General features: G+C 60.0%; 21 protein-coding genes. 17 read left to right on the plus strand and 4 right to left on the minus strand.

Annotation, left to right across the window (positions count from 1 at the left end):
* Positions 1-13: 13 nt before the first annotated feature.
* From EXY20_RS01530 to EXY20_RS01550, 5 genes are all read left to right on the plus strand, one after another.
* Positions 14-463, plus strand: a complete 450-nt coding sequence (locus EXY20_RS01530) for a cell division protein SepF (protein WP_135546896.1) — start codon at positions 14-16, stop codon at positions 461-463.
* Positions 464-468: 5 nt separating this feature from the next.
* Complete coding sequence (locus EXY20_RS01535; protein WP_135546898.1) at positions 469-744, plus strand: YggT family protein; 276 nt, start codon at positions 469-471, stop codon at positions 742-744.
* 2 nt (positions 745-746) lie between these two features.
* Entirely contained in the window at positions 747-1529 is a 783-nt protein-coding gene (locus EXY20_RS01540) for a YlmH family RNA-binding protein (protein WP_135546900.1), read from the plus strand.
* Positions 1530-1624: 95 nt separating this feature from the next.
* Positions 1625-2116: a DivIVA domain-containing protein gene (locus tag EXY20_RS01545; protein ID WP_135546902.1), complete on the plus strand. Its 492-nt coding sequence runs from the start codon at positions 1625-1627 to the stop codon at positions 2114-2116.
* Positions 2117-2276: 160 nt separating this feature from the next.
* Positions 2277-2615: a DUF5665 domain-containing protein gene (locus EXY20_RS01550; protein ID WP_235885306.1), complete on the plus strand. Its 339-nt coding sequence runs from the start codon at positions 2277-2279 to the stop codon at positions 2613-2615.
* On the opposite strand, the gene EXY20_RS01555 is transcribed toward EXY20_RS01550, so the two are convergent.
* A complete protein-coding gene (locus tag EXY20_RS01555; protein ID WP_135546904.1) occupies positions 2612-3343 on the minus strand; it encodes a TraR/DksA C4-type zinc finger protein in 732 nt (243 codons plus the stop codon). The genes EXY20_RS01550 and EXY20_RS01555 overlap by 4 nt on opposite strands.
* Before the next feature lie 152 nt (positions 3344-3495).
* On the opposite strand from EXY20_RS01555, the gene lspA reads away from it, so the two are divergent.
* The 4 genes from lspA to EXY20_RS01575 are packed head-to-tail and all read left to right on the plus strand — an operon-like array spanning position 3496 to position 6864.
* Positions 3496-4050: a signal peptidase II gene (gene lspA / locus EXY20_RS01560; protein ID WP_135546906.1), complete on the plus strand. Its 555-nt coding sequence runs from the start codon at positions 3496-3498 to the stop codon at positions 4048-4050.
* A 31-nt stretch (positions 4051-4081) separates the two neighbouring features.
* The gene (locus EXY20_RS01565; RefSeq protein WP_135547662.1) at positions 4082-5017 is read left to right on the plus strand and encodes an RluA family pseudouridine synthase; all 936 of its coding nucleotides are present in this window, start codon (positions 4082-4084) and stop codon (positions 5015-5017) included.
* Between the two features lie 21 nt (positions 5018-5038).
* Positions 5039-6193: an aminotransferase A gene (locus EXY20_RS01570; protein WP_135546909.1), complete on the plus strand. Its 1155-nt coding sequence runs from the start codon at positions 5039-5041 to the stop codon at positions 6191-6193.
* 20 nt (positions 6194-6213) lie between these two features.
* Positions 6214-6864 carry an MOSC domain-containing protein gene (locus tag EXY20_RS01575; RefSeq protein WP_135546912.1) on the plus strand — a complete coding sequence of 217 codons (651 nt, stop codon included), beginning with the start codon at positions 6214-6216 and terminating at the stop codon, positions 6862-6864.
* Between the two features lie 52 nt (positions 6865-6916).
* On the opposite strand, the gene EXY20_RS01580 is transcribed toward EXY20_RS01575, so the two are convergent.
* The 3 genes from EXY20_RS01580 to EXY20_RS01590 form a co-directional block, all read right to left on the minus strand.
* Positions 6917-8047 carry an N-acetyldiaminopimelate deacetylase gene (locus EXY20_RS01580; protein ID WP_135547664.1) on the minus strand — a complete coding sequence of 377 codons (1131 nt, stop codon included), beginning with the start codon at positions 8045-8047 and terminating at the stop codon, positions 6917-6919.
* 105 nt (positions 8048-8152) lie between these two features.
* A complete protein-coding gene (dapD, locus tag EXY20_RS01585) occupies positions 8153-8863 on the minus strand; it encodes a 2,3,4,5-tetrahydropyridine-2,6-dicarboxylate N-acetyltransferase (protein WP_135546914.1) in 711 nt (236 codons plus the stop codon).
* A complete protein-coding gene (locus tag EXY20_RS01590) occupies positions 8856-9233 on the minus strand; it encodes a hypothetical protein (RefSeq protein ID WP_135546916.1) in 378 nt (125 codons plus the stop codon). The genes dapD and EXY20_RS01590 overlap by 8 nt, the downstream gene beginning before the upstream one ends.
* Positions 9234-9284: 51 nt before the next feature.
* Here EXY20_RS01590 and pyrR point away from each other — a divergent pair, with 51 nt between their 5' ends.
* The 8 genes from pyrR (at position 9285) to EXY20_RS01630 (ending at position 21347) form a co-directional block, all read left to right on the plus strand.
* Complete coding sequence (gene pyrR / locus EXY20_RS01595; protein WP_135547666.1) at positions 9285-9833, plus strand: bifunctional pyr operon transcriptional regulator/uracil phosphoribosyltransferase PyrR; 549 nt, start codon at positions 9285-9287, stop codon at positions 9831-9833.
* Entirely contained in the window at positions 9830-10738 is a 909-nt protein-coding gene (locus EXY20_RS01600; protein WP_135546918.1) for an aspartate carbamoyltransferase catalytic subunit, read from the plus strand. The genes pyrR and EXY20_RS01600 overlap by 4 nt, the downstream gene beginning before the upstream one ends.
* A gap of 65 nt (positions 10739-10803) precedes the next feature.
* Positions 10804-12084 (plus strand): dihydroorotase, encoded by a 1281-nt coding sequence (locus EXY20_RS01605; protein WP_407944883.1) that lies wholly within the window; start codon positions 10804-10806, stop codon positions 12082-12084.
* A gap of 210 nt (positions 12085-12294) precedes the next feature.
* Positions 12295-13479 carry a carbamoyl phosphate synthase small subunit gene (locus tag EXY20_RS01610; RefSeq protein WP_135546920.1) on the plus strand — a complete coding sequence of 395 codons (1185 nt, stop codon included), beginning with the start codon at positions 12295-12297 and terminating at the stop codon, positions 13477-13479.
* Positions 13466-16690, plus strand: a complete 3225-nt coding sequence (gene carB, locus EXY20_RS01615) for a carbamoyl-phosphate synthase large subunit (RefSeq protein WP_135546923.1) — start codon at positions 13466-13468, stop codon at positions 16688-16690. Before EXY20_RS01610 ends, carB begins: the two co-directional genes overlap by 14 nt.
* 81 nt (positions 16691-16771) lie before the next feature.
* On the plus strand, positions 16772-17500 hold the full coding sequence (gene pyrF, locus EXY20_RS01620; RefSeq protein ID WP_135546925.1) for an orotidine-5'-phosphate decarboxylase: 729 nt from the start codon (positions 16772-16774) through the stop codon (positions 17498-17500).
* Positions 17497-18138 carry an orotate phosphoribosyltransferase gene (gene pyrE / locus EXY20_RS01625; protein WP_135546927.1) on the plus strand — a complete coding sequence of 214 codons (642 nt, stop codon included), beginning with the start codon at positions 17497-17499 and terminating at the stop codon, positions 18136-18138. The genes pyrF and pyrE overlap by 4 nt, the downstream gene beginning before the upstream one ends.
* A gap of 260 nt (positions 18139-18398) precedes the next feature.
* The gene (locus tag EXY20_RS01630) at positions 18399-21347 is read left to right on the plus strand and encodes a hypothetical protein (protein WP_135546929.1); all 2949 of its coding nucleotides are present in this window, start codon (positions 18399-18401) and stop codon (positions 21345-21347) included.
* Positions 21348-21387: the final 40 nt, after the last annotated feature.

The following is a 21387-nucleotide window of genomic DNA, read 5'->3' on the forward strand; positions in this document are numbered from 1 at the left end:
GAGGAACACCACAATGAGCGTGATGAACAAATTCATGAACTTTATCGGTTTGAACGAAGAGGAAGAAATATTGGAACGCGAGCGTCCGACGGAAGGGCGCGAACCGGCGGAGGAAGCTGAAACCAATCCGTTCGAGCAACGTAAAACTAGAAGCAATGTCGTCAGCATCCATTCGCAGAAAAATGTTCGTGTCGTCCTGTGCGAACCGCGCTCCTACGACGAAACGCAGGATATCGCCGATCATCTTCGCTCCCGCCGGCCGGTCGTCGTCAACCTGCAGCGGGTCAGGAACGATCAGGCGATGCGCATCGTCGATTTTCTGAGCGGCACCGTATATGCGCTCGGAGGATCGATATCGAAGATCGGGCCGAACATTTTCATCTGCACGCCGGAATCGGTTGAACTGCAAGGCACCATTTCGGAGCTGCTCCACGACGAGGCGGATTACAACACATCGAGGTGAAAAGTTTGGACGCTGTTTTCGCGCTAATCGACACGCTGCAATATATTTACTACTTGCTGATCATCGCCTACGTCCTGTTGTCCTGGCTGCCCAACGTGCGCGAAAGCTTTATCGGCGAACTGCTGGGCAAAGTGGTGGAGCCGTACTTGACGCCCTTCCGCAAAATTATACCGCCGATCGGCGGAATGCTTGATATTTCGCCGATCATTGCGCTGTTTGCGCTTCGCTTCGTTGTCCTCGGGATTAAAGAAGTGATCGCATACGTAGCCGGATGGTTCTGACGATGAAAGCTTCCGTCTATGCGCATTTTCATCCGGATGAGCATCGGTTCGTCGATAAAGCGCTGGAGTGGATGGAACGGGCCGGGCAGCAGCATGCCGTGAAGCTGACCGACTTCCTCGACCCGAGGCAGCAATTTATCGTGGCCACACTGGCGGCCAAGGACGACAGCGTCGTCGTCCGCCAATTCGGCGGTTACGACGAAGCGGAGCGGAAGCGGGCGATCATTGCCCCGGCTTACCGGGATCCGCAGCCGGAAGATTTCGCCGTGCAGGTGTTGGCTGTGACATCGGATGACAGCAGAATTTCGTCGCTCGAACACGGCGACTACATGGGCGCCATTCTCGGCCTTGGCGTGAAACGGGAGAAGATCGGCGACATTCATGTCCACGACGCGGGGGGCTGTCATACACTCGTCGCGGCGGAAATTGCCGATTTTTTTCGTTTGCAGCTGACGCAGGTGCACCGCGTTGCGGTAAGTGCGGACATCCTCCCGCCGGACCGGCTCGTCCGATCCGCAGAAACGCTTGAAGAGATGACGTTATCCGTCGCTTCCATGCGGCTGGACGGCATTGCCAGCGATGTGTTTCGCCTGAGCCGGGCGAAAGTGCTTTTGCCGATCAAGGCCGGCAAGTGTCGGGTCAACTGGAAGGCGGAAGACGATCCGAGTACGCCGCTGCGCGAAGGCGATATCGTCTCGATGCAGGGCTTCGGCCGATTCAAGGTGCTGGAACTGATCGGCGTCTCCAAAAAAGACCGGTTGCGCGTGCGTATCGGCAAATATTGAGCGGAACTGTCGCCGTTTGCAGGAATTCCCGGGATCGATGTCGAATTCATCGGGCATACGGTGAGGAGAGACGAACTTTTTGTGGAGGTGCCGGAATGGCTTTAACACCGCTCGACATACATAACAAAGAATTTCGCCGCGGCTTTCGCGGTTACGACGAAGATGAAGTGAACGAGTTTCTCGATCAGGTGATCAAGGACTACGAAGCGTTGATTCGCGAGAACAAGGAAATGCAGCACCAGATGGAAACGATGCAAGAGAAGCTGGGGCATTTCGCTTCGATCGAAGAAACGCTCAGCAAGACGATTATCGTGGCCCAGGAAGCGGCTGACGAAGTGAAAGGCAATGCGAAGAAGGAAGCGCAGCTGATTATTCGCGAGGCAGAGAAAAACGCCGACCGGATCGTGAACGAGGCGCTAGTCAAGACCGGCAAAATTTCGCTCGAAATCGACGAGCTGAAAAAACAGGCGTCGATTTATCGCACGCGGTTCCGCACGCTGCTCGAAGCGCAACTGGAACTGCTCAAGAACGACAGCTGGGATACGCTCGAAGGAAACGAGCCGGATCGCAAGGAAAGAGTCGTGTAGGGCGACCCGCCCATGGCAAAGCCTCTCGTCCTTCGGGGACGGGAGGCTTCAAAGTTTCCGGGCCCCCGCCAAGCTTGCAAGCGGCGACGGCAGTATGAGAACCCGTTCATCCGGCCAAACTTAAGGTGGTGCGGTTTAGCCGAACGGGAGGAAATCTCAGATGAGCGGTTCGAAGCAGAAGCAGGGGCAAGCTGCGACAGTGGAGTATGGTCTGCTCGCGGATATTCAGCGGCAGGTCGCCGAGTTGTCCGTCAATATGGAACGGGCGCATATTGCCGATTATGTGCAGCTGCTGGCCAATCCGCGCAAGCTGATCTGGCGGAACATGGTCGGCGGCATCGCGCGCGGCGTAGGCATCGCCATCGGGTTGACGATTTTTACGTCCGTCATCGTCTATTTGCTGAAAGCGCTCGGCGCCTTGAACTTGCCGATCGTTGGCGATTTTATTGCCGACCTGGTCGAGCATGTGCAGTACCAACTGGAAACGAAGCGGTATTAAACCGCTCCGTCTTCCTCGGACGGATTCGGCTCGAGCAGCGGTTCGCCTTCCGCTCCATGCATATAATCGTCGTACGCCCGGTTGCGCACGATGTAGAACTCGCGGCCGTACAGGTCGGTGGCGACGAAGCTTTCGAACGGCTCGACGTAGCCGTCATGCTCGTCGGCTTCGATTTGCATATTGTTGTAGGAGTCGATATCCGGATCCTCGGCCATCGCCGGAGTGTTCGAGCTGCCCCAGCTTTCGACGATTTGCCAGGCGTCTTCGCCATCGAAGCCGTTCTGATCCTGACGCTCGTCCAGACTGGTGCGACCGAACGGCGGGGCGAGGAACGATTCTTCGACCGGTCGGCGCTCCGATACATGGGCATCGGGCACATGATGAACGCAGAACCGTGTCGCCGGCACTACGAGCAGCCGTTCGAACGGGATTTCCGTTCCGCACGTTTCACAGATGCCGTAGCCTTCGCCCTGCTCCAGCCGCGACAGCGCCGCTTCGACATCCAGCAGCGCATGCTCGGCTTGTTCGTTCAAGGCAACGTCCTTGCCGCGTTCATACGTTTCGGTGGCGCTGTCGGCGGGGTGGTTGTCGAGTGCGGACAAGTCGCCCGACGATTCGCGAAGCGAATCGTGCAAGCCGAAATGACCGCTTTGTTCAATGCGGTTTTGCAAAGCCGTCTTCTCGCTGAGCAGCAGCTGCCTGAGCGCTGCGGTTTGTTCCGAGTTCATGGCGAAACCCCTTCCTTGTCGACCGCACAGCGCATGCGCCGCTGCGTCCCTGTTCGGTATTGTTTGCAAGATCAGGGCCCTTTACTTAGGAAATTGTTTGTATGGCCTCTTTTCGACACTTACCCATGCGTTTGCTGCCAGGAGGAATTTCGATGATTTATTACCTGATTGCGCTCATTGTGATCGCGATCGATCAAGTGACGAAACGGCTTGTCGCGAACAGTTTGGAAATCGGCGAATCCCACTCGGTGATCGGCGGCTTTTTCGAAATTACGTCGCATCGCAACCGCGGCGCGGCGTTCAGCATTTTGCAGGAACAGCGGATCTTTTTTATCATCATTACCGTTATTGTCGTATCCGGCCTGCTCTGGTACATGCGCAAAACGATCGGCCGCCGGCAGGCGCTGCTCTCCAGCGCGCTTGGGCTTGTGCTTGGCGGAGCGCTTGGCAACTTCCTCGATCGGGCGCGGACCGGCGAAGTCGTCGACTTCCTGAAATTCCGCTTTCGTTTCGATTGGTTCGGCCACCCGGTCGACTATACGTTTGCCATTTTTAATGTCGCAGACGCGGCCATAAGCATTGGCGTCGCGCTCATTTTCCTCGATTCCATTATCGTTTGGGCCAAAGAGAAGAAGGCAGCTGCCGCGGCAGCCGCCGAACCGGCCACAGTGCCTGCCGAGCATGACACTTCGGGCGGCAGGGAATAAACCGGGCAGAAGGAGAGACGATCCCGTGGACATGGCGACAGAAGAGCTGGCGGAGCCGCTCGAATGGACGATCGGCGCGGCGGATGCCGGCCAGCGCATCGACAAGGTGATCGCCGATAAATGCGAAGAAGCCTATTCGCGTTCGCAAATTCAGACATGGCTCAAAAACGGCGATGTGACGGTGGGAGGAGCCCCCGTCAAAGCCAGTTATAAAGTGCAGGAAGGCGACAACGTGTTGGCCGTTGTGCCGGAGCCGGAGCCGCTTGCGATCGAGCCGGAAAACATTCCGCTCGATATCATATACGAGGACGGCGATGTCATTGTCGTCAACAAACCTCGCGGCATGGTCGTTCACCCCGCTCCGGGGCACAGAACCGGCACGCTGGTCGGCGCGCTGCTGCATCATTGCGGCGATCTTGCCGGCATCGGCGGCGTCAAACGGCCGGGCATCGTGCACCGCATCGATAAAGATACGTCCGGCCTGCTGATGGCGGCCAAAAACGACGGCGCCCATGCGTCGCTCGCCGCGCAGCTGAAGGCGCACACGGTGACGCGCCGCTATATCGCGCTCGCGCACGGCAAGCTGGCTCACGACAACGGCACGATCGACGCGCCGATCGGCCGCGACGTGCACGACCGCAAGCTGTTCGCCGTTACCGAACGCAACAGCAAACATGCCGTGACTCATTTTGCCATGCTGGAGCGGTGGGACGATTATTCGCTGCTCGAGCTGAAGCTGGAAACCGGACGCACCCACCAAATCCGCGTTCATCTCAAATTTATCGGCCACCCGATTGTCGGCGATCCCGCATACGGGCGCAGCAAAGGAAATCTGGAAATGGCCGGTCAGGCGCTGCATGCGGCAGTGCTAGGCTTTCAGCATCCGCGGACAAACGAATATTTGGAGTTTCGCGCAGCGCTGCCGGCCGATATGGAGCATGTGCTGCATGCGATCAGAAATCGATAAGGACGAGGACGGAATCGGGCCATGGAGCATTTACTCAACGCAAGCGTCAGACAAATCGAAATTTCAGGCATTCGCAAAATCGCCAACCTTGTCGCAGGCTACCCGGACGCGCTGACGCTGACGATCGGCCAGCCCGACTTTCCCACGCCGGCGCACATCGTCGAAGCGGGGCAACGGGCGCTGGCACAGCATAGAACGGTGTATACCCCGAATCCGGGGCTGCTGGAGCTCCGGCAGGCGGCTTGCGATTTTGTTCGGAACAAATACGGTTTGGCCTACAATGCCGCGGACGAAACGATCGTCACTTGCGGCGCCAGCGAAGCGCTCGACATTACGCTGCGTACGATTGCAGACGTTGGTTCGGAAGTGATCTTGCCGGGACCGATTTACCCGGGATACGAGCCTCTGATTCGCATGTGCGGCATGACGCCGGTGTATGCCGATACGACCGCGACCGGCTTCAAGCTGACCGCGGCAATGCTTGAACGGTATATCACGCCGCGCACCCGCTGCGTCATCCTGTGTTACCCGTCCAATCCGACCGGCTGCGTCATGACGCAGGAGGAACTGGAGGCGGTAGCGGCGCTGCTGGAGGGCAAACCGATCTTCGTCATTTCCGACGAAATCTACAGCGAACTCGTATTCGGCGCGTCCCACCGCTCCATCGCAACGATCGGAAATATGCGCGAGCAAACGATCGTCATCAACGGGTTGTCCAAATCGCATTCGATGACCGGCTGGCGCATCGGTTTCGCTTTTGCGCCGGCGGCGATTGCGAGGCATATGGTCAAGGTGCATCAATACAATGTGACGTGCGCCAGCTCGATCAGCCAATACGCGGCGCTCGAAGCGCTGACGAACGGCAGCGACGACGCGGAGCCGATGAAGCGGGAATACGCGAAGCGGCGCGATTTCGTCTGCGAGCGGCTGGGAGCCGCCGGGTTCGAATTCGTCAAGCCGGACGGGGCGTTTTATGTGTTTCCGTCGATTCGGCGGTTCGGTTTGTCGTCGCAGGAGTTTACGATGAGGCTGCTGGAGGAGAAGCGGGTCGCCGTTGTGCCGGGCGATGCCTTCTCCAGTCTGGGCGAAGGATACATTCGCCTCTCGTACGCCTATGCGATGCCGGTGCTGGAGCAGGCGATGGAACGATTGGCGGATTTCGCCGCTTCGTTGTAAAGGGAGAAGGAGGGAACCGGATGAGCGCGACGGTCGTTTCGATCAATGTGGGCAAACCGGCAGCCGTGCCGTACCAGGGCCGCGAGCTGATGACGGGCATCAACAAGGCGGCCGCAACCGGACCGGTGTATCTGGGGGCCGAACAACTGGACGGCGACGGCCAGGCCGACTTGAAAAACCACGGCGGGCCGGACAAAGCCGTCTGCGCTTATCCGTTCGACCACTATCCGTACTGGGAGCGGGAGCTGCAGCGCAAGCTCGGGTACGCCGCCTTCGGCGAAAATGCGACGATCGCCGGTTTGATCGAAACGCAGGCATGCATCGGCGACATTTACCGGATCGGCACGGCCGTCGTGCAGATCAGCCAGCCGCGCTACCCGTGCTTCAAGCTCGGCAACAAGCACGGCGTGCCGGATTTGCCGGAAATGGTGCTGGACACCGGCTATTCCGGCTTTTACTTTCGCGTGGTCGAGCCGGGACACCTGCAGGCGGGCGATTCGGTTGAGCTGATCGAACGTCACCCGCTGGAAGTGACGGTCGCTTACGGGATTGGCATTGTCCATCGCGGCCGCGGCGATGCGGCGGGCATTCGCCGGCTGCTGGCAGTCGATGCGCTGTCCGCAAGCTGGCAGGAGATGCTGACGAAAATGCTGGGCAAGCTGAACGAATGAAACAAGGTGTCGTCGGGGATTCCCGGCGGCACCTTGTTTGCTGAAAGGGCGGCTATTGCCCCGATTGCCAGGCGATATAATCGGTAACGATCCGGATCGCCGGTTCGATGGCGGCGTCGTTCGGTTCGATCTTCGCATGATGCAGCCCGTAAGGCGTATCGACGCCAAGCCAGAACATGAAGCCGGGGATGCGCTCCAGAAAGTAGCCAAAATCTTCGCCGGTCATCGCTTCGCCGCATTCGATCACCGTGGCGCTGCCCTGGCTGCGTACGCGTTCCATGAAAGCGGCGGCCAGCGCCGCATCGTTGTTCACGCAGCGGTAGTTGGCGCCGTAATCGATCGCCGCCTTGCAGCCATACGCCGTTTCCAGCCCGGCCACGAGCGCTTCGATGCGCGACTTGACCAGCGCCATCGTTTCGGCCGACAACGTGCGGATCGTGCCTTCGAGCCGCGCCGTTTCGGCGATGATGTTTTGTTTCGTGCCGCCTTCGATTTTGCCGATCGTCACTACGGCGGCGTCGAGCGGATTAACGTTGCGGGCGACGATCGACTGCAGCTGCCCGACGAGATTGGCGGCCGCGACAACCATGTCGTTCGCCCGGTGCGGATAAGCCGCATGGCCCCCGGTGCCGGTCAAGTCGATGAACAGCTCGGACGTGTTGGCAAACAAAATGCCGGGCCGGGTGGCGATCGTGCCGACCGGGTATTCGGGCGCCACGTGCAGCGCCACGATCGAGTCCGGCAGCCACTCGCGGAGCTCGTCGCTGGCCAGCATCGGCAGCGCGCCGCCGGGCCCTTCTTCGGCCGGCTGGAATATGATCGTCACATCGTCGGCAATCGGATGCAGCGCAAAATGGGTCAGCACGCCGAGGCCGATCGCCATATGCATGTCGTGCCCGCAAGCATGCATGTACCCGGGATGCTCCGAACGGAACGGGTACGACGTATTTTCTTCGATCGGCAGGCCGTCCATATCGGCGCGGTAGCCGAAACGGCGGCTTGGCTGTGTTCCTTTGACGCTCGCGAGGATGCCGGTGCGCCAGGTGCGCACTTCCAGCCGGTCCTGCGGCAGCGCAGCGATATAGTCGAGCAGGAGGCGCTGTGTTTTGAACTCCTGGAAGCCGGGCTCGGGAATGCGGTGGAGCCGGCGGCGAATGTCGACGAACGTGTCGGCAGCGGCCATGGAGGTGGACATGGGGCGATAACTCCTTTCGAATCGGTCCCGTTTCGCGAGGCAAGGCCCGGCGAACGAATCGCTGGGCCTTGTTTCGGTAAGACGCAATGGTTATTAAAGTTGGCGCAGTTCTTGCAAAATTTCCGTCTTCGACTTCGTTTTGTCGTCGACTTTCTTAATGACTCGCGCGGGCGTTCCGGCAACGACCGTATACTCCGCCACGTCCTGCGTGACGACGGCTCCTGCAGCCACCACGGAGCCTTGGCCGATGCGCACGCCTTCGAGAATAACGGCGTTGGCGCCGACAAGCACGTTGTCTTCGATGACGACCGGCTGCGCCGATGGCGGTTCGATGACGCCGGCAAGGACGGCGCCTGCGCCGATGTGGCACATTTCGCCGACTTGCACGCGGCCGCCGATGACGACGCCCATATCGATCATCGTGCCTTTGCCAATCGAAGCGCCGATGTTGATGACCGCGCCCATCATGATGATGGCGTTGTCGCCGATCGTCACTTTGTCGCGAATGGTCGCGCCCGGCTCGATGCGTGCGTTGATGCCTTTCAGGTCAAGCAGCGGCACGGCCGAGTTGCGGCGGTCCGCTTCGACTACGAAGTCGGCGATGCGGCTTTTGTTCGCGTCGAGCGCCGCTTGCACGACCGCCCAGTCGCCGAAAATGACGCCGCTGTCGCCGGAGAGGAACGTCTGGATGTCCGCGCCGAAATCGATGCCGGTGAGGTCGCCTTTGACGTATACTTTCACCGGCGTTTTTTTGGTGCTGTTTTTGATAAAGTTGATGATTTCCATGGTATTCATGTCAGACATTGTCGAATCCCAGCTCCTTCACGCGGATAAATAAACTACAATCTTTATAGCATACAAGGGGGCTATCGGGCAACAAAAGAGCGACAAGCCGCGGCTCGGACCACGATTCGTTTTTTGTTCCGTTCGCTTGACAGCGCGTGTCGAAAATGGGATAATGCTTGTAATTGTGCAGCACCTTTAATTGGCAGTCCCGTGAGACTGGCAAGGTGAGCGATAACAAACGAATGGTACCGCAGCCGAAGGGCATCTTGAACGTGATCCGGACAAGATGACCGTTGTTGTGTGCGCCGATTCGCCGCATCCTGACCTTTGCCGCATGGGCAAAGGTTTTTTTTTGTCGATTGGAGCGCTTTGGAATCACCAAGTTCATCCGGATGTCCGCGCAAACGCGAAAGCGGAATCGGAGGAGGCAGCTGGCGTGATGGTAACCCGGGACGTGCACATGATTATGGACGAAACGGCCATGCGGCGGGCGCTGACGCGCATCGCCCACGAGATTCTGGAAAAAAATAAAGGCGTCGAAAACTGCATGCTGGTCGGCATTCGCACGCGCGGCATCTACATCGCCAGACGCATTGCAGAGCGGATTCACGAAATCGAGCAGACGCCGATCGCCGTGGAAGAAATCGACGTCACGTGTTATCGCGACGATGTCGTCAACCGGTCGGATGACAAGCGGCAGACGAAGCCGCTGCCGGTGCAGGGGCGCAAGCTGATTTTGTGCGACGACGTGCTGTACACGGGACGCACGGTGAGGGCGGCGATGGATGCGCTGATGGATCTCGGCCGGCCGCAAATGATTCAACTGGCGGTGCTGGTCGACCGCGGCCACCGCGAGCTGCCGATCCGGCCGGATTACGTCGGCAAGAACGTGCCAACGTCGAAGGCGGAAGAAATTCAAGTGTCGCTGGACGAAGTGGATGGAACAGACCGGGTCGTCATAGCCCAAACGAGGGGGAGTGCGCAATGACGCAAGCGACGGTGCAAACAGGCAAACATCTGCTCGGACTGAAAGGCATGAGCGAAACGGAACTCGCGTCGATTCTGGACCGGGCCGCCTATTGGGAGCATGCTCCCGAGAAAGTGACGCCGCTCTTGACAGGCAAATTCATTGCAAACATGTTCTTCGAGAACAGCACGCGAACGCGCTTCTCGTTCGAAGTGGCGGAGAAACGGCTGGGCGCGCAGGTGCTGAACTTCGCGGCCGCCGTATCGAGCGTGCAGAAGGGCGAATCCATATACGATACGGTCAAAACGCTGGAGTCGATGGGCATCGACGCCGGCATCATCCGGCTCAAGCCGAACGGGGTGCTGCAGCACCTGGCGAACCATGTCCGCATCCCGCTGATCAATGCGGGCGACGGCAGCAACGAGCACCCGACGCAGGCGCTGCTCGACCTGTACACGATGCGCAAACAGTTTGGCGCGATTCGCGGCCTGTCGGTGTCGATCATCGGCGACATCGAACACAGCCGGGTGGCGCGCTCGAACTTGTGGGCGCTGCAGGCGATGGGCGCCAAGGTGCGGCTGTGTGCGCCGGAGAACATGCGGGCGCCGGAACTCGCGGATTACGCGCCTTACGTGTCGATCGACGAGGCGCTGGACGCCGACGTCGTCATGATGCTGCGCGTGCAGCTGGAGCGCCACGAGCACGGGCTGATCAGCACGCCGGAGGAATACCGCGAGCATTACGGGATGACTGTGGAGCGCGCGCTCAAGCTTGCGCCGCACACGATCATCATGCATCCGGCGCCGATCAACCGCGGCGTCGAAATCGACGACGAGCTCGTCGAGCACGAGAAGTCGCGGATTTTCGCGCAAATGGCCAACGGCGTGCCGATTCGCATGGCTGTCGTGGAACGGGCGCTGGCCTAGCGGGCACACGTTGATCAAACAGCAATCCGGGCAAGTACGTCAACTGCCCAAGGGGAGGCCGTACAGTGGGGATTTGGATGACAGGCGGCATTCTCGCGAATGCTAACAACACTTTGGAAACGGCGCATCTTTTCATCGACAACGGGCGGATCGCCCGCATCGTCAAAGGCGATACGGCGCCGGACACGACCGGCCACGAGGTAATCGACGCGAGCGGCAAGCTCGTTTCCGCCGGTTTGATCGACATGCACGTGCATCTCCGCGAGCCGGGCTTCGAGCACAAGGAAACGATAGCGACCGGCACCGCGTCGGCAGCGCGCGGCGGCTTCACGACGATCGCGTGCATGCCGAACACGCGCCCGGTAATTGACACCGCGGACACGGTTCGCTATGTGCTGGACAAGGCCGAAGCGGCCGGCCGCTCGCGCGTGCTGCCTTACGGCTGCATCACGAAGAACGAGCTCGGCCGCGAGTTGACCGATTTCGCCGCGCTGAAGAAAGCGGGCGTCATCGGCTACACGGACGACGGTGTCGGGGTGCAAAGCGCGCAAATGATGAAAGACGCCATGGCGCTGGCCAAGTCGATCGGGTTGCCGATCATCGCTCACTGCGAAGACAACACGCTGGTCGAAGGCGCACCGGTGTCGGAAGGCGAATTCGCGAAGAAACACGGCTTGAAAGGCATCCCGAACGAGTCCGAAGCGATTCATGTCGGGCGCGATATTTTGCTGGCGGAGGCGACGGGAGTTCACTACCACGTGTGCCACGTCAGCACGGAAATGTCGGTGCGGCTCATCCGCCACGGCAAACAGATCGGCGTCAACGTCACCTCGGAAGTGTGTCCGCATCACCTGCTGCTGTCGGACGAAGACATTCCGGGCCTCGACGCCAACTGGAAAATGAACCCGCCGCTGCGTACGCCGCGCGACGTGCAAGCGGTGATCGAAGGGCTGGAGGACGGCACGATCGACATGATCGTCACCGACCATGCCCCGCACAGCGCGGAGGAGAAGGCGAAGGGCATGCAGCTCGCGCCGTTCGGCATCGTCGGCTTCGAGACCGCGTTCCCGCTGCTCTATACGAAGTTCGTCAAAACCGGCAGGTGGACGCTGCGTTTCCTGCTCGACAAGATGACGGTCAAACCGGCAGAAGTGTTCGGACTGCCGTGGGGAACAGTGGAAGAAGGCGCGGAAGCGGATCTGACGGTTATCGATCTGGATACGGAGAAGGAAGTCGATCCGGCGAAGTTTTTGTCCAAGAGCCATAACACGCCGTTCATCGGCTGGAAGCTGCAAGGCTGGCCGGTGCTGACGATGGTGGCGGGCAAGGTCGTTTGGGCGGACTGACGCCTGGGCGTGTCTGAAAACTCCGAGGGTAGCAGATTTTGCCGAATTTTCGTTCCATGCAAGGCAGTTTTGTGCAGGCGTACCGGGGGTACGTCAAGCAAAAGTAACGCCGCAGGGAGCGAAAAGGCGGTGAAAGATGCCCGTGAGTGGGTTTTCTGACACGCCCCAGGCCAGCAAGGAATAAACGGGAAGAGAAAAGGAGCGAAGAGCATGCAGGCGAGACTACTGCTCGAAGACGGCACGCTGTTTACGGGGAAAGCGTTCGGCAGCGACGGCGAATCTACCGGCGAGGTCGTGTTCAACACAGGCATCACAGGCTATCAGGAGGTGCTCTCCGATCCGTCCTACTGCGGGCAAATCGTCACGATGACTTACCCGCTCATCGGCAACTACGGCATTACGCGCGACGACTTCGAGTCGGTGCGCCCGTACATCCACGGTTTCGTCGTGCGCCATCATGAAGAAGTGCCAAGCAACTGGCGCGCGCAATATACGATCGACAGCTTGCTCAAGGAATACGGCATCGTCGGCATCAGCGACATCGACACGCGCATGCTGACGCGCATCCTGCGCCACCACGGCACGATGAAAGGCTTGCTGACTACGTCGAACAAGCCGCTCGGCGAATTGCAGGAGCAGCTTGGCGCCATGACGCTCATGCGCGACCAGGTCGCCCGCGTGTCGACGCGCAGCGTGTTCGTTTGCCCGGGGGACCGGGAGCGCGTCGTAGTGCTCGACTACGGCTCCAAGGGCGGCATTATCCGCGACCTCGCCAAACGCGGCTGCGACGTCATCGTCGTGCCGCACGACACGACCGCCGACACGATTCGCCGACTGGCGCCGGACGGCATCATGCTGTCGAACGGCCCCGGGGATCCGAAGGACGTGCCTCACGCGGTGCGTACGATCGAGGCGCTGCTCGGCGAATTCCCGATATTCGGCATCTGCCTCGGTCATCAGCTGCTGGCGCTTGCTTGCGGCGCAGACACGACGCGGCTGAAATTCGGCCACCGCGGCGGCAACCATCCGGTGAAAGATTTGCTCACCGGCCGCTGCTACATCACCTCGCAAAACCACGGCTACACGGTGACCGAAGAATCGATCGCCGGCACGCCGCTCGAAGTGACGCACATCAACAACAACGACCGCACGATCGAAGGACTGCGCCACCGCACGCTGCCTGCTTTTTCGGTGCAATACCATCCGGAAGCGGCGCCGGGGCCGTTCGACTCCAGCTACTTGTTCGACGATTTCATCGCCTCGATCCGCAAGTTCAAGGAAGACCGTCCGCAGCCGTCGCGGCAGGCGGTTATGTTTGCCGAGGCCAAGCAGAAGAAGCAAGCTTCCGCTTCCGATGCGGCGCCGAAAGGAGATTTGACCTATGCCCAAAAATAAATCGCTGCGCAAAATTCTCGTCATCGGCTCCGGCCCGATCGTAATCGGCCAGGCGGCGGAGTTCGACTATGCCGGTACGCAAGCGTGCCAGGCGCTGAAAGAAGAAGGCATGGAAGTCGTGCTGATCAACAGCAACCCGGCGACGATCATGACCGACACGAACATGGCGGACAAAGTGTACATCGAGCCGATCACACTTGATTTCGTCACGCAAATCATTCGCCAGGAACGTCCGGACGGCTTGCTGCCGACGCTTGGCGGCCAAACCGGCCTGAACATGGCCGTCGAACTGGCGCGCCACGGCGTGCTGGAGCGCGAAAACGTGAAGCTGCTCGGCACGCAGCTGACGGCGATCGAAAAGGCGGAAGACCGCGACTTGTTCCGCGAGCTGATGCGCGAGCTGGAGCAGCCGGTGCCGGACAGCGTCATCGTTACGTCGGTGGCGGAAGCGGTGACGTTCTCCGAAGAGATCGGCTTCCCGATCATCGTTCGTCCTGCCTATACGCTCGGCGGAACGGGCGGCGGCATTTGCGCCAACCTTGACGAACTGCTCGAAACGGTAAGCTCGGGCATTCGTTATAGCCCGATCGGGCAATGCCTGGTCGAAAAAAGCATCGCCGGCATGAAGGAAGTCGAATACGAAGTCATGCGCGACGCGAACGACAACTGTATCGTTGTCTGCAACATGGAAAACTTCGACCCGGTCGGCGTGCACACCGGCGATTCGATCGTCGTCGCACCGAGCCAGACGCTGTCCGACCGCGAGTACCAGATGCTTCGTTCGGCTTCGCTCAAAATTATCCGCGCCCTCAACATCGAAGGCGGCTGCAACGTGCAATTCGCGCTTGATCCTTACAGCTATCAATATTATGTCATCGAAGTAAACCCGCGGGTCAGCCGCTCCTCGGCGCTCGCTTCGAAGGCGACCGGCTATCCGATCGCCAAGATGGCGGCCAAAATCGCCATCGGCTACACGCTCGACGAAATCGTCAACCCGGTAACGGGCCAAACATATGCCTGCTTCGAGCCGACGCTCGACTACATCGTTTCCAAAATTCCGCGCTGGCCGTTCGACAAGTTCACGGCGGCGAACCGCAAGCTCGGCACACAGATGAAAGCGACCGGCGAAGTGATGGCGATCGGCCGCACGTTCGAAGAGTCGATCCACAAGGCGATCCGTTCGCTCGAGATCGGCGCGCACCGGCTTTATTTGAAAGATGCCGAGCTGCTCGACGCCGACACCCTCGAATTGCGTCTGGCCAAGCCCGACGACGAGCGCATGTTCCTGATCGCCGAAGCGTACCGCCGCGGGTATACGGTGGAGCGGGTGCAGGAGCTGACGCGCATCGACTGGTGGTTTCTTACGAAGCTGCAAGGGATGGTCCAGTTCGAAGCGAAGCTGCAGCAGCCGGAGCTGACGCCGGAGTTGCTCTACGAAGCGAAGCGCAAAGGCTTCACCGATCGCGCGATCGCCGAGCTGCGCCGAGGCGTCGGGCCGGATTGGGCGTATACGCACGAAGCGGACGTCCGCAAGCTGCGCCTGAGCCAGAACCTGAAGCCGGTGTACAAAATGGTCGACACGTGCGCGGCCGAGTTCGAAGCGACAACGCCTTACTACTACTCGACGTACGAAACCGAAGACGAAGTGATGGCGACGGACAAGCAGAAAGTTGTCGTGCTCGGCTCCGGTCCGATCCGCATCGGCCAAGGCATCGAGTTCGACTACTCGACCGTTCACGCGGTATGGGCGATTCAAGCGGCCGGCTACGAGGCGGTCATCATCAACAACAACCCGGAGACGGTGTCGACGGACTTCAATACGTCGGATCGCCTGTACTTCGAGCCGCTGTTCTTCGAGGATGTCATGAACGTCATCGAACGCGAGCAGCCGATCGGCGTCATCGTGCAATTCGGCGGCCAAACGGCAATCAACCTTGCGGCGCCGCTGGCGAAGGCGGGCGTGCGCATTCTCGGCACCGACCTGGCGAGCATCGATGCGGCGGAAGACCGCAAGAAGTTCGAAGCGCTGCTGCGGAGCCTGTCGATCGCGCAGCCGCCGGGCGGCACGGTGACATCGGTTGACGACGCCGTCGGAACCGCGGCGCAGTTCGGCTATCCGGTGCTCGTGCGTCCTTCGTACGTACTTGGCGGCCGGGCGATGGAAATCGTCTACTCCGATTCGGAGCTGCTGAGTTACATGGAATACGCGGTGAAAATCAATCCGGAGCATCCGGTGCTGATCGATCGCTACATGCTAGGCAAAGAAGTCGAAGTCGACGCGATCTGCGATAAGGAAACGGTGCTCATTCCGGGCATCATGGAGCATGTCGAGCGCGCCGGCGTCCACTCCGGCGACTCGATTGCGGTATATCCGCCGCAATCGCTCAGTGAAGACATCAAGCAGCAACTGATCGACATTACGATCAAAATCGCCAAAGGGCTGAATGTGGTCGGTCTCGTCAACATCCAGTTCGTCATCCATCAGGACCAGGTGTACGTGATCGAAGTGAACCCGCGTTCGTCGCGGACGGTGCCGTTCCTCAGCAAGGTGACCAACATCCCGATGGCGAACGTCGCGACCCGCATCATCATGGGCGAAACGCTGAAAGATATGGGCTATACGGAAGGCCTGTGGCCGGAAGACGATTATGTGTCGGTCAAAGTGCCGGTATTCTCCTTCGCCAAGCTGCGCCGCGTCGACACGACGCTCGGCCCGGAAATGAAATCGACCGGCGAAGTAATGGGCCGCGACATGAACTATGCCAAGGCGCTGTATAAAGGGCTGATCGGCTCGGGCATGAAAATTCCGCCGGCCGGCGCGATTATCGCCACTGTTGCCGACAAGGACAAGGACGAAGCGATCGATATTTTGCGCGGCTTCGACGAGCTTGGCTACAAGATCATCGCCACCGGCGGCACGGCCAAGGCGCTGCAAAACGCCGGCCTGCGGGTGCAGACGGTGAACAAGCTGAGCGAAGGCTCGCCGAATATTCTCGATCTGATCCGCGGCGGCGAAGCGCACTTCGTCGTCAACACGCTGACGAAAGGCAAAACGCCGGAACGCGACGGCTTCCGCATCCGCCGCGAGGCGGTCGAGAACGGCGTCGTCTGCATGACGTCGCTCGATACGGTCCGCGCGCTGCTGCGGATGCTTGAAGCGATCAACTTCTCTTCGCGGCCGATGCCGACACTGGCAAGCAGCAAATTGTAAAATGACCCGGGAACACTTCATTCCCGCTCTCGTGGAGGGCCGGAGTGAGGTGTTCTTGCGGGAAGGGGGGCATTTGGGGCAATGGTAAATCCAACGCAAACGGCCGAACGCGTCATCGTGGCGCTCGATTACCCGGACGAAACGGCGGCACGCCAGTTGCTGAACCGGCTGGACGGCATTCCCGTCTGGATGAAAGTCGGGATGGAATTGTTTTACGCTGCCGGACCGGCGTTCGTGGTGTATTTGAAGGAACGCGGCTTCCATGTATTCCTTGACCTGAAACTGCACGACATTCCGAATACCGTCAAAGGCGGTTCGGCTTCCGTCACCCGGCTTGGGGTCGACATGTTCAATTTGCACGCTGCCGGCGGAAAGGCCATGCTGGAAGCGGGGCTGGAGGGCGTTGACAAGGCGCTCGCCCCCGGTCAGAAACGGCCGCTCGTCATTGGCGTGACGCAGCTGACAAGCACGAGCCAGTCGGTGCTGAACGACGAAATCGGCATCCCCGGCGCGATCGACGATGCGGTACTGCGGTACGCCGCGCTGACCAAACAAGCCGGGCTTGACGGCGTAGTCGCCTCGGCACGCGAAGTGACGGGCCTGAAAGCAGCGAACGGCGCGGGCTTTGTAACCGTAACGCCCGGCATTCGCCCGGCGGGTAGCGCCATTGGCGACCAGTCTCGCGTCATGACACCGAAGGAGGCGCTGGCGATCGGCACCGATTACTTGGTGATCGGCCGGCCCATTACGGCTGCGCCCGACCCGCGCGAAGCGCTGGAACATATACTCGAGGAGATGAGCGAAGCATGAGTACGACGACTCCATTATCCGCCCAAATTGCCGAAGCGCTGCTGCGCGTGGAGGCCGTTGCGCTGCGGCCGGACGAGCCGTTCACGTGGACGTCGGGCATCAAGTCGCCGATTTATTGCGATAACCGGATTACGATTTCGCATCCGGACGTGCGGGAAATGATCGCCGAAGGCTTCGCCGCGCTCGTGCGCGAGCTTCATCCGGACGCCGAGGTGATCGCCGGCATCGCAACCGGCGGCATTCCGCATGGCGCCTGGGTGGCGCAGAAGCTGGGCTTGCCGATGGTGTACATACGCGATAAGCCGAAGGGCCATGGCAAGCAGAATCAGATCGAAGGCGTGCTGCGGCCGGGGCAAAAAGTGGTGGCGATCGAAGATCTGATCTCCACCGGCGGCAGTTCGCTTAAAGCGGCGATGGCCGTGCGCGAAGCGGGCGGCGAAATGCTCGGCGTGCTGGCGATCTTCAGCTACGAGTTCGAAAAGGCGGCAGCCGCCTTCGCCGAGCAGAATATTCCGCTGCGCACGTTGTCCGGTTACACGTCGCTGCTCGAAGTGGCAGCCCGCACCGGCCGCATTGCGCCGGAGCAGGTGGAGCTGCTTCAAGCGTGGCGGGCGAATCCGTCGGCTTACGGCAACTGATCGCGAATCGGGAACCGCCCCTTGTCTGTTGTTGCTTCGGCAACGGCTGGCAGGGGGCTTTTTTGCGCTCGCCCCCCGCTCCCTTCAAAAACAATTCTAACGATCGGCTGTTACGCTAATGCCAACCGAACAAATGAACACCAAGGGCCAACAAAACTTGTCTTTCCGGCAACTGGAAGATCGGTTACGATGTAGCCTAACGGCGTATTCTTTCGCCTGTTTTTGGCAGGATGCGTTCAAATTGCGGAAGGAGCGGTTCCATGACCATGCGCTCAAACAAACGGTTGGCCGCCGCGTTATGGCTGGCGATCAGCACGGCCGGTACGATCGTGCCGGCAACGGCATTCGCCGATGACGGCGGTTCGGCATATGCCCAGGCTACGATCGATCTATCGGGCCCGATCGGATCGGTAACGATCGGGAACGGCATGTACGTTACGCTGGATGAGGCGGCTATCGGCCCGTCCGATAACGGGAGATTGGCTTTTTTTACGTTGACGTTCCATAATGACGGCGGCACCGATCGATCCATGCTCGATTACTGGGTGCGGGTGACGGGAAGCGGGGGAGAGCGGCTCACCGTCAAAACGATGGCGCAGGACAAGGACAAGACGAGGATTCCGGCGTACGGCCAATTGACGCAGCATGTATACGCCTCCATCGACGAAAGCCAGGCGTTGTCCGACTTGGCCGTTCAGTTCATCCAATGGGATTTTGGCGCGCCGGATTACGAACGGAGGCTCGGAACGATTGCGATCCCGTCCGATTACGGCGCTGCGGTGGCAGTCGGTTCGGCCCGGACGACGTTCGTTTCCGGCACGAACCTGCAGTGGTCCCTATCGCCCGGGGGACTGCAGGTAGGCAGCAGCGGAGACAAGACGACGGCGCTCGTATCGGTTTCGCTTGCCAATACGGGCATGCGCAGTATCGCACTGCCCGGTTACAGCTATACGCTAGTGACTGCCGACGGGCTGAGTTATCCGCTGGCAGTGCTCAACGCCTCCGAAATCGAGCTTGGCCCGCGCATCGGCAATGTGCTGCAGCTGAGCGGCACGCTGCCGAACGACGCCGCGCTGCAAGGCGCGCAGTTGGTCGCGTCGCAGCGCGACGAGTCGCTGAAAGCCGACGTACCGATTGTTGCGCTGACGCTGCCGGAAGCGACGAAGCCGACCGCCGCCGCGCCGGCTAACGTGCACCGCGCAATTCAACTGAAACAATCGGGCACGTCGATCGACACATCGGTCAAGCTGGCCGCCGTGCAGGAGAACGCCGACGCTTACGCGGCCACAATCGTGTTTGCCGTCGAAAATACCGGTTTTAAAAGTGCGGTCCTGCCGAACTATTCCTATGCGCTGCAAACGCCGGACGGTTATACTTATCCGCTTGTCGCCGCAGGAGCCAAAGAAGTGACGATTGCGCCGCGCGAGACGAAAGAGTTGCAACTGACGGGCACGGTTCCGCTCAAGCAGCCCCTGGACGGCTGGTCGCTCGTCGTCACGCTGCCATCAGGGGCCGGCGGACAAACGGCGCTGCCGGTAGCCGCTTACGGGCTGCCCGCGTTTGCAAGCGGAACGGGGACAACAGGCGCAGCCGCGGAGCGCATCGAAGTGGCCGGCGGCACGATCGAAGCTGCCGTGAAACGGTCCTCGGTCAGCCGCAACGATACCGAGTCGATCGTCAACGTGTTCCTGACTTTTGCGAACAAAGGGGCGAAGCCCGTTACCGTCCCTTCGTATTCGTTCGCCATGCTGACGAAGGAAGGGTTTGCCTATCCGGCGACAGCCGCCGGGATGAACGGATTGGTTCTGCAGCCGCAGATGAGCAAGGAAGTGCAATTGACCGTGACGATGCCGCTTGCCGTTTCGGTCGCCGACTTGCAGCTCAGCATGCGCCAGCCCGCGGATGGGAACGCCGGCAACGGAAACGGCAGCGGCGGCGGAAACGGCTTCGGCTACCCGGTTGCCGTATTTGCGGTTCCGCAGGCGAACGCCAGCCTGGTGTCGATCGGGACGCCGTATCCTTTCACCTCGCAAGCGGGAGATTCGTATGCCGCTACATTGAACGGGATTCAGCGTTTGCCCTGGGACGATCAGGATATTATTGCCGCCGAGCTTACTGTCGCCAATCCGGGTGCGGCTGCCTTGCAGGTGCCTTCCTTGAGCGGTTACTTCCTGCTTGACGGCAGCATTCGCGTCGATGCGCAGCTGAAGCAACTCGACAACAGCATTGCCGTTCCTACCGGCGGAAGCATCCATACGATGCTGTATGCGAAAGTGCCTTATACGACGGCATTCGCCGATATCAAGCTTGTGCTGCAGGAGCAGGCAACGGCTGCCGCGCCGACAACATTGGCGGAATTCCGGCACAATGCCGATCTGATGGCGATTCCCGTCACCGCCCCGGGCGAGCCGTACCGGGTAGCCAGCGTGGGCAAACAGTCCGAATGGAGCGCTTCGGACATTCGCGTCTATGAAGGAGCGAACGACGACCTGCTTTATACGGAACTGAAGCAACGCAATCTGGAGAAGCGGATCGTATCCGCCGGCAAGCTGGTCGGTTATTGGAAGGCGCCCGATGGCACTTATTATCCGGTAACGATTTCTACGTTGTCCGGCAAACTCAATCCGGGGGCCGAAGCTGTGTTGGCCGTTTGGGGAACCGTGCCCAAAGGAACCCAGACGGCCGGTATGGAACTGCTCGCAGGCGAAGCGATTATTGGCGCCGCGGCAGGAGCGCAGCCGGATGCCTATATTCGTGCGGTCGAGATGGGGCTGACCCCCGCTGCGCCTGCATCGCAGTCGTTTTCGACGCTTACGCTGTCGCCGTACTCGCTCGTTATTTCCAATATCAAGTCGCTTCCCGGCGGCATCGCCAATGGATTTACGTTCTCGTTCGATTATACGTTGTCCAAAGGGACGGCGCTCGTACCGGAGCTTCCGGCCGATAAGCAGCATAAGCTGGTGCTTGTTCTCACCGATTCGCAGGGCCACAAGTACGAACAAAAAATCAGTCTCGACACGACTGTGCCGGCAGACGGGCTGGTGCTTGGCAACGGGACGTACAGCTTTTCCAAAACCGATCTCGATCCGCTCTTCTACAACAAAGTCAGTCTGGCGCAACAGTATACGCTGACCGTTTACGACGAACTGCAAGGCTACCGGCGAGCGCTGGCCGCGCAAAGCTTCTCCTGGTACAACCTAGGCAACTGAACCGGCACGTCGCGATCTTCTCTGGTATAATAGGTGCAGT

The organism is Paenibacillus cymbidii, assembly GCF_004764705.1.
GTDB classification, from domain to species: Bacteria; Bacillota; Bacilli; order Paenibacillales; family NBRC-103111; genus Paenibacillus_AN; species Paenibacillus_AN cymbidii.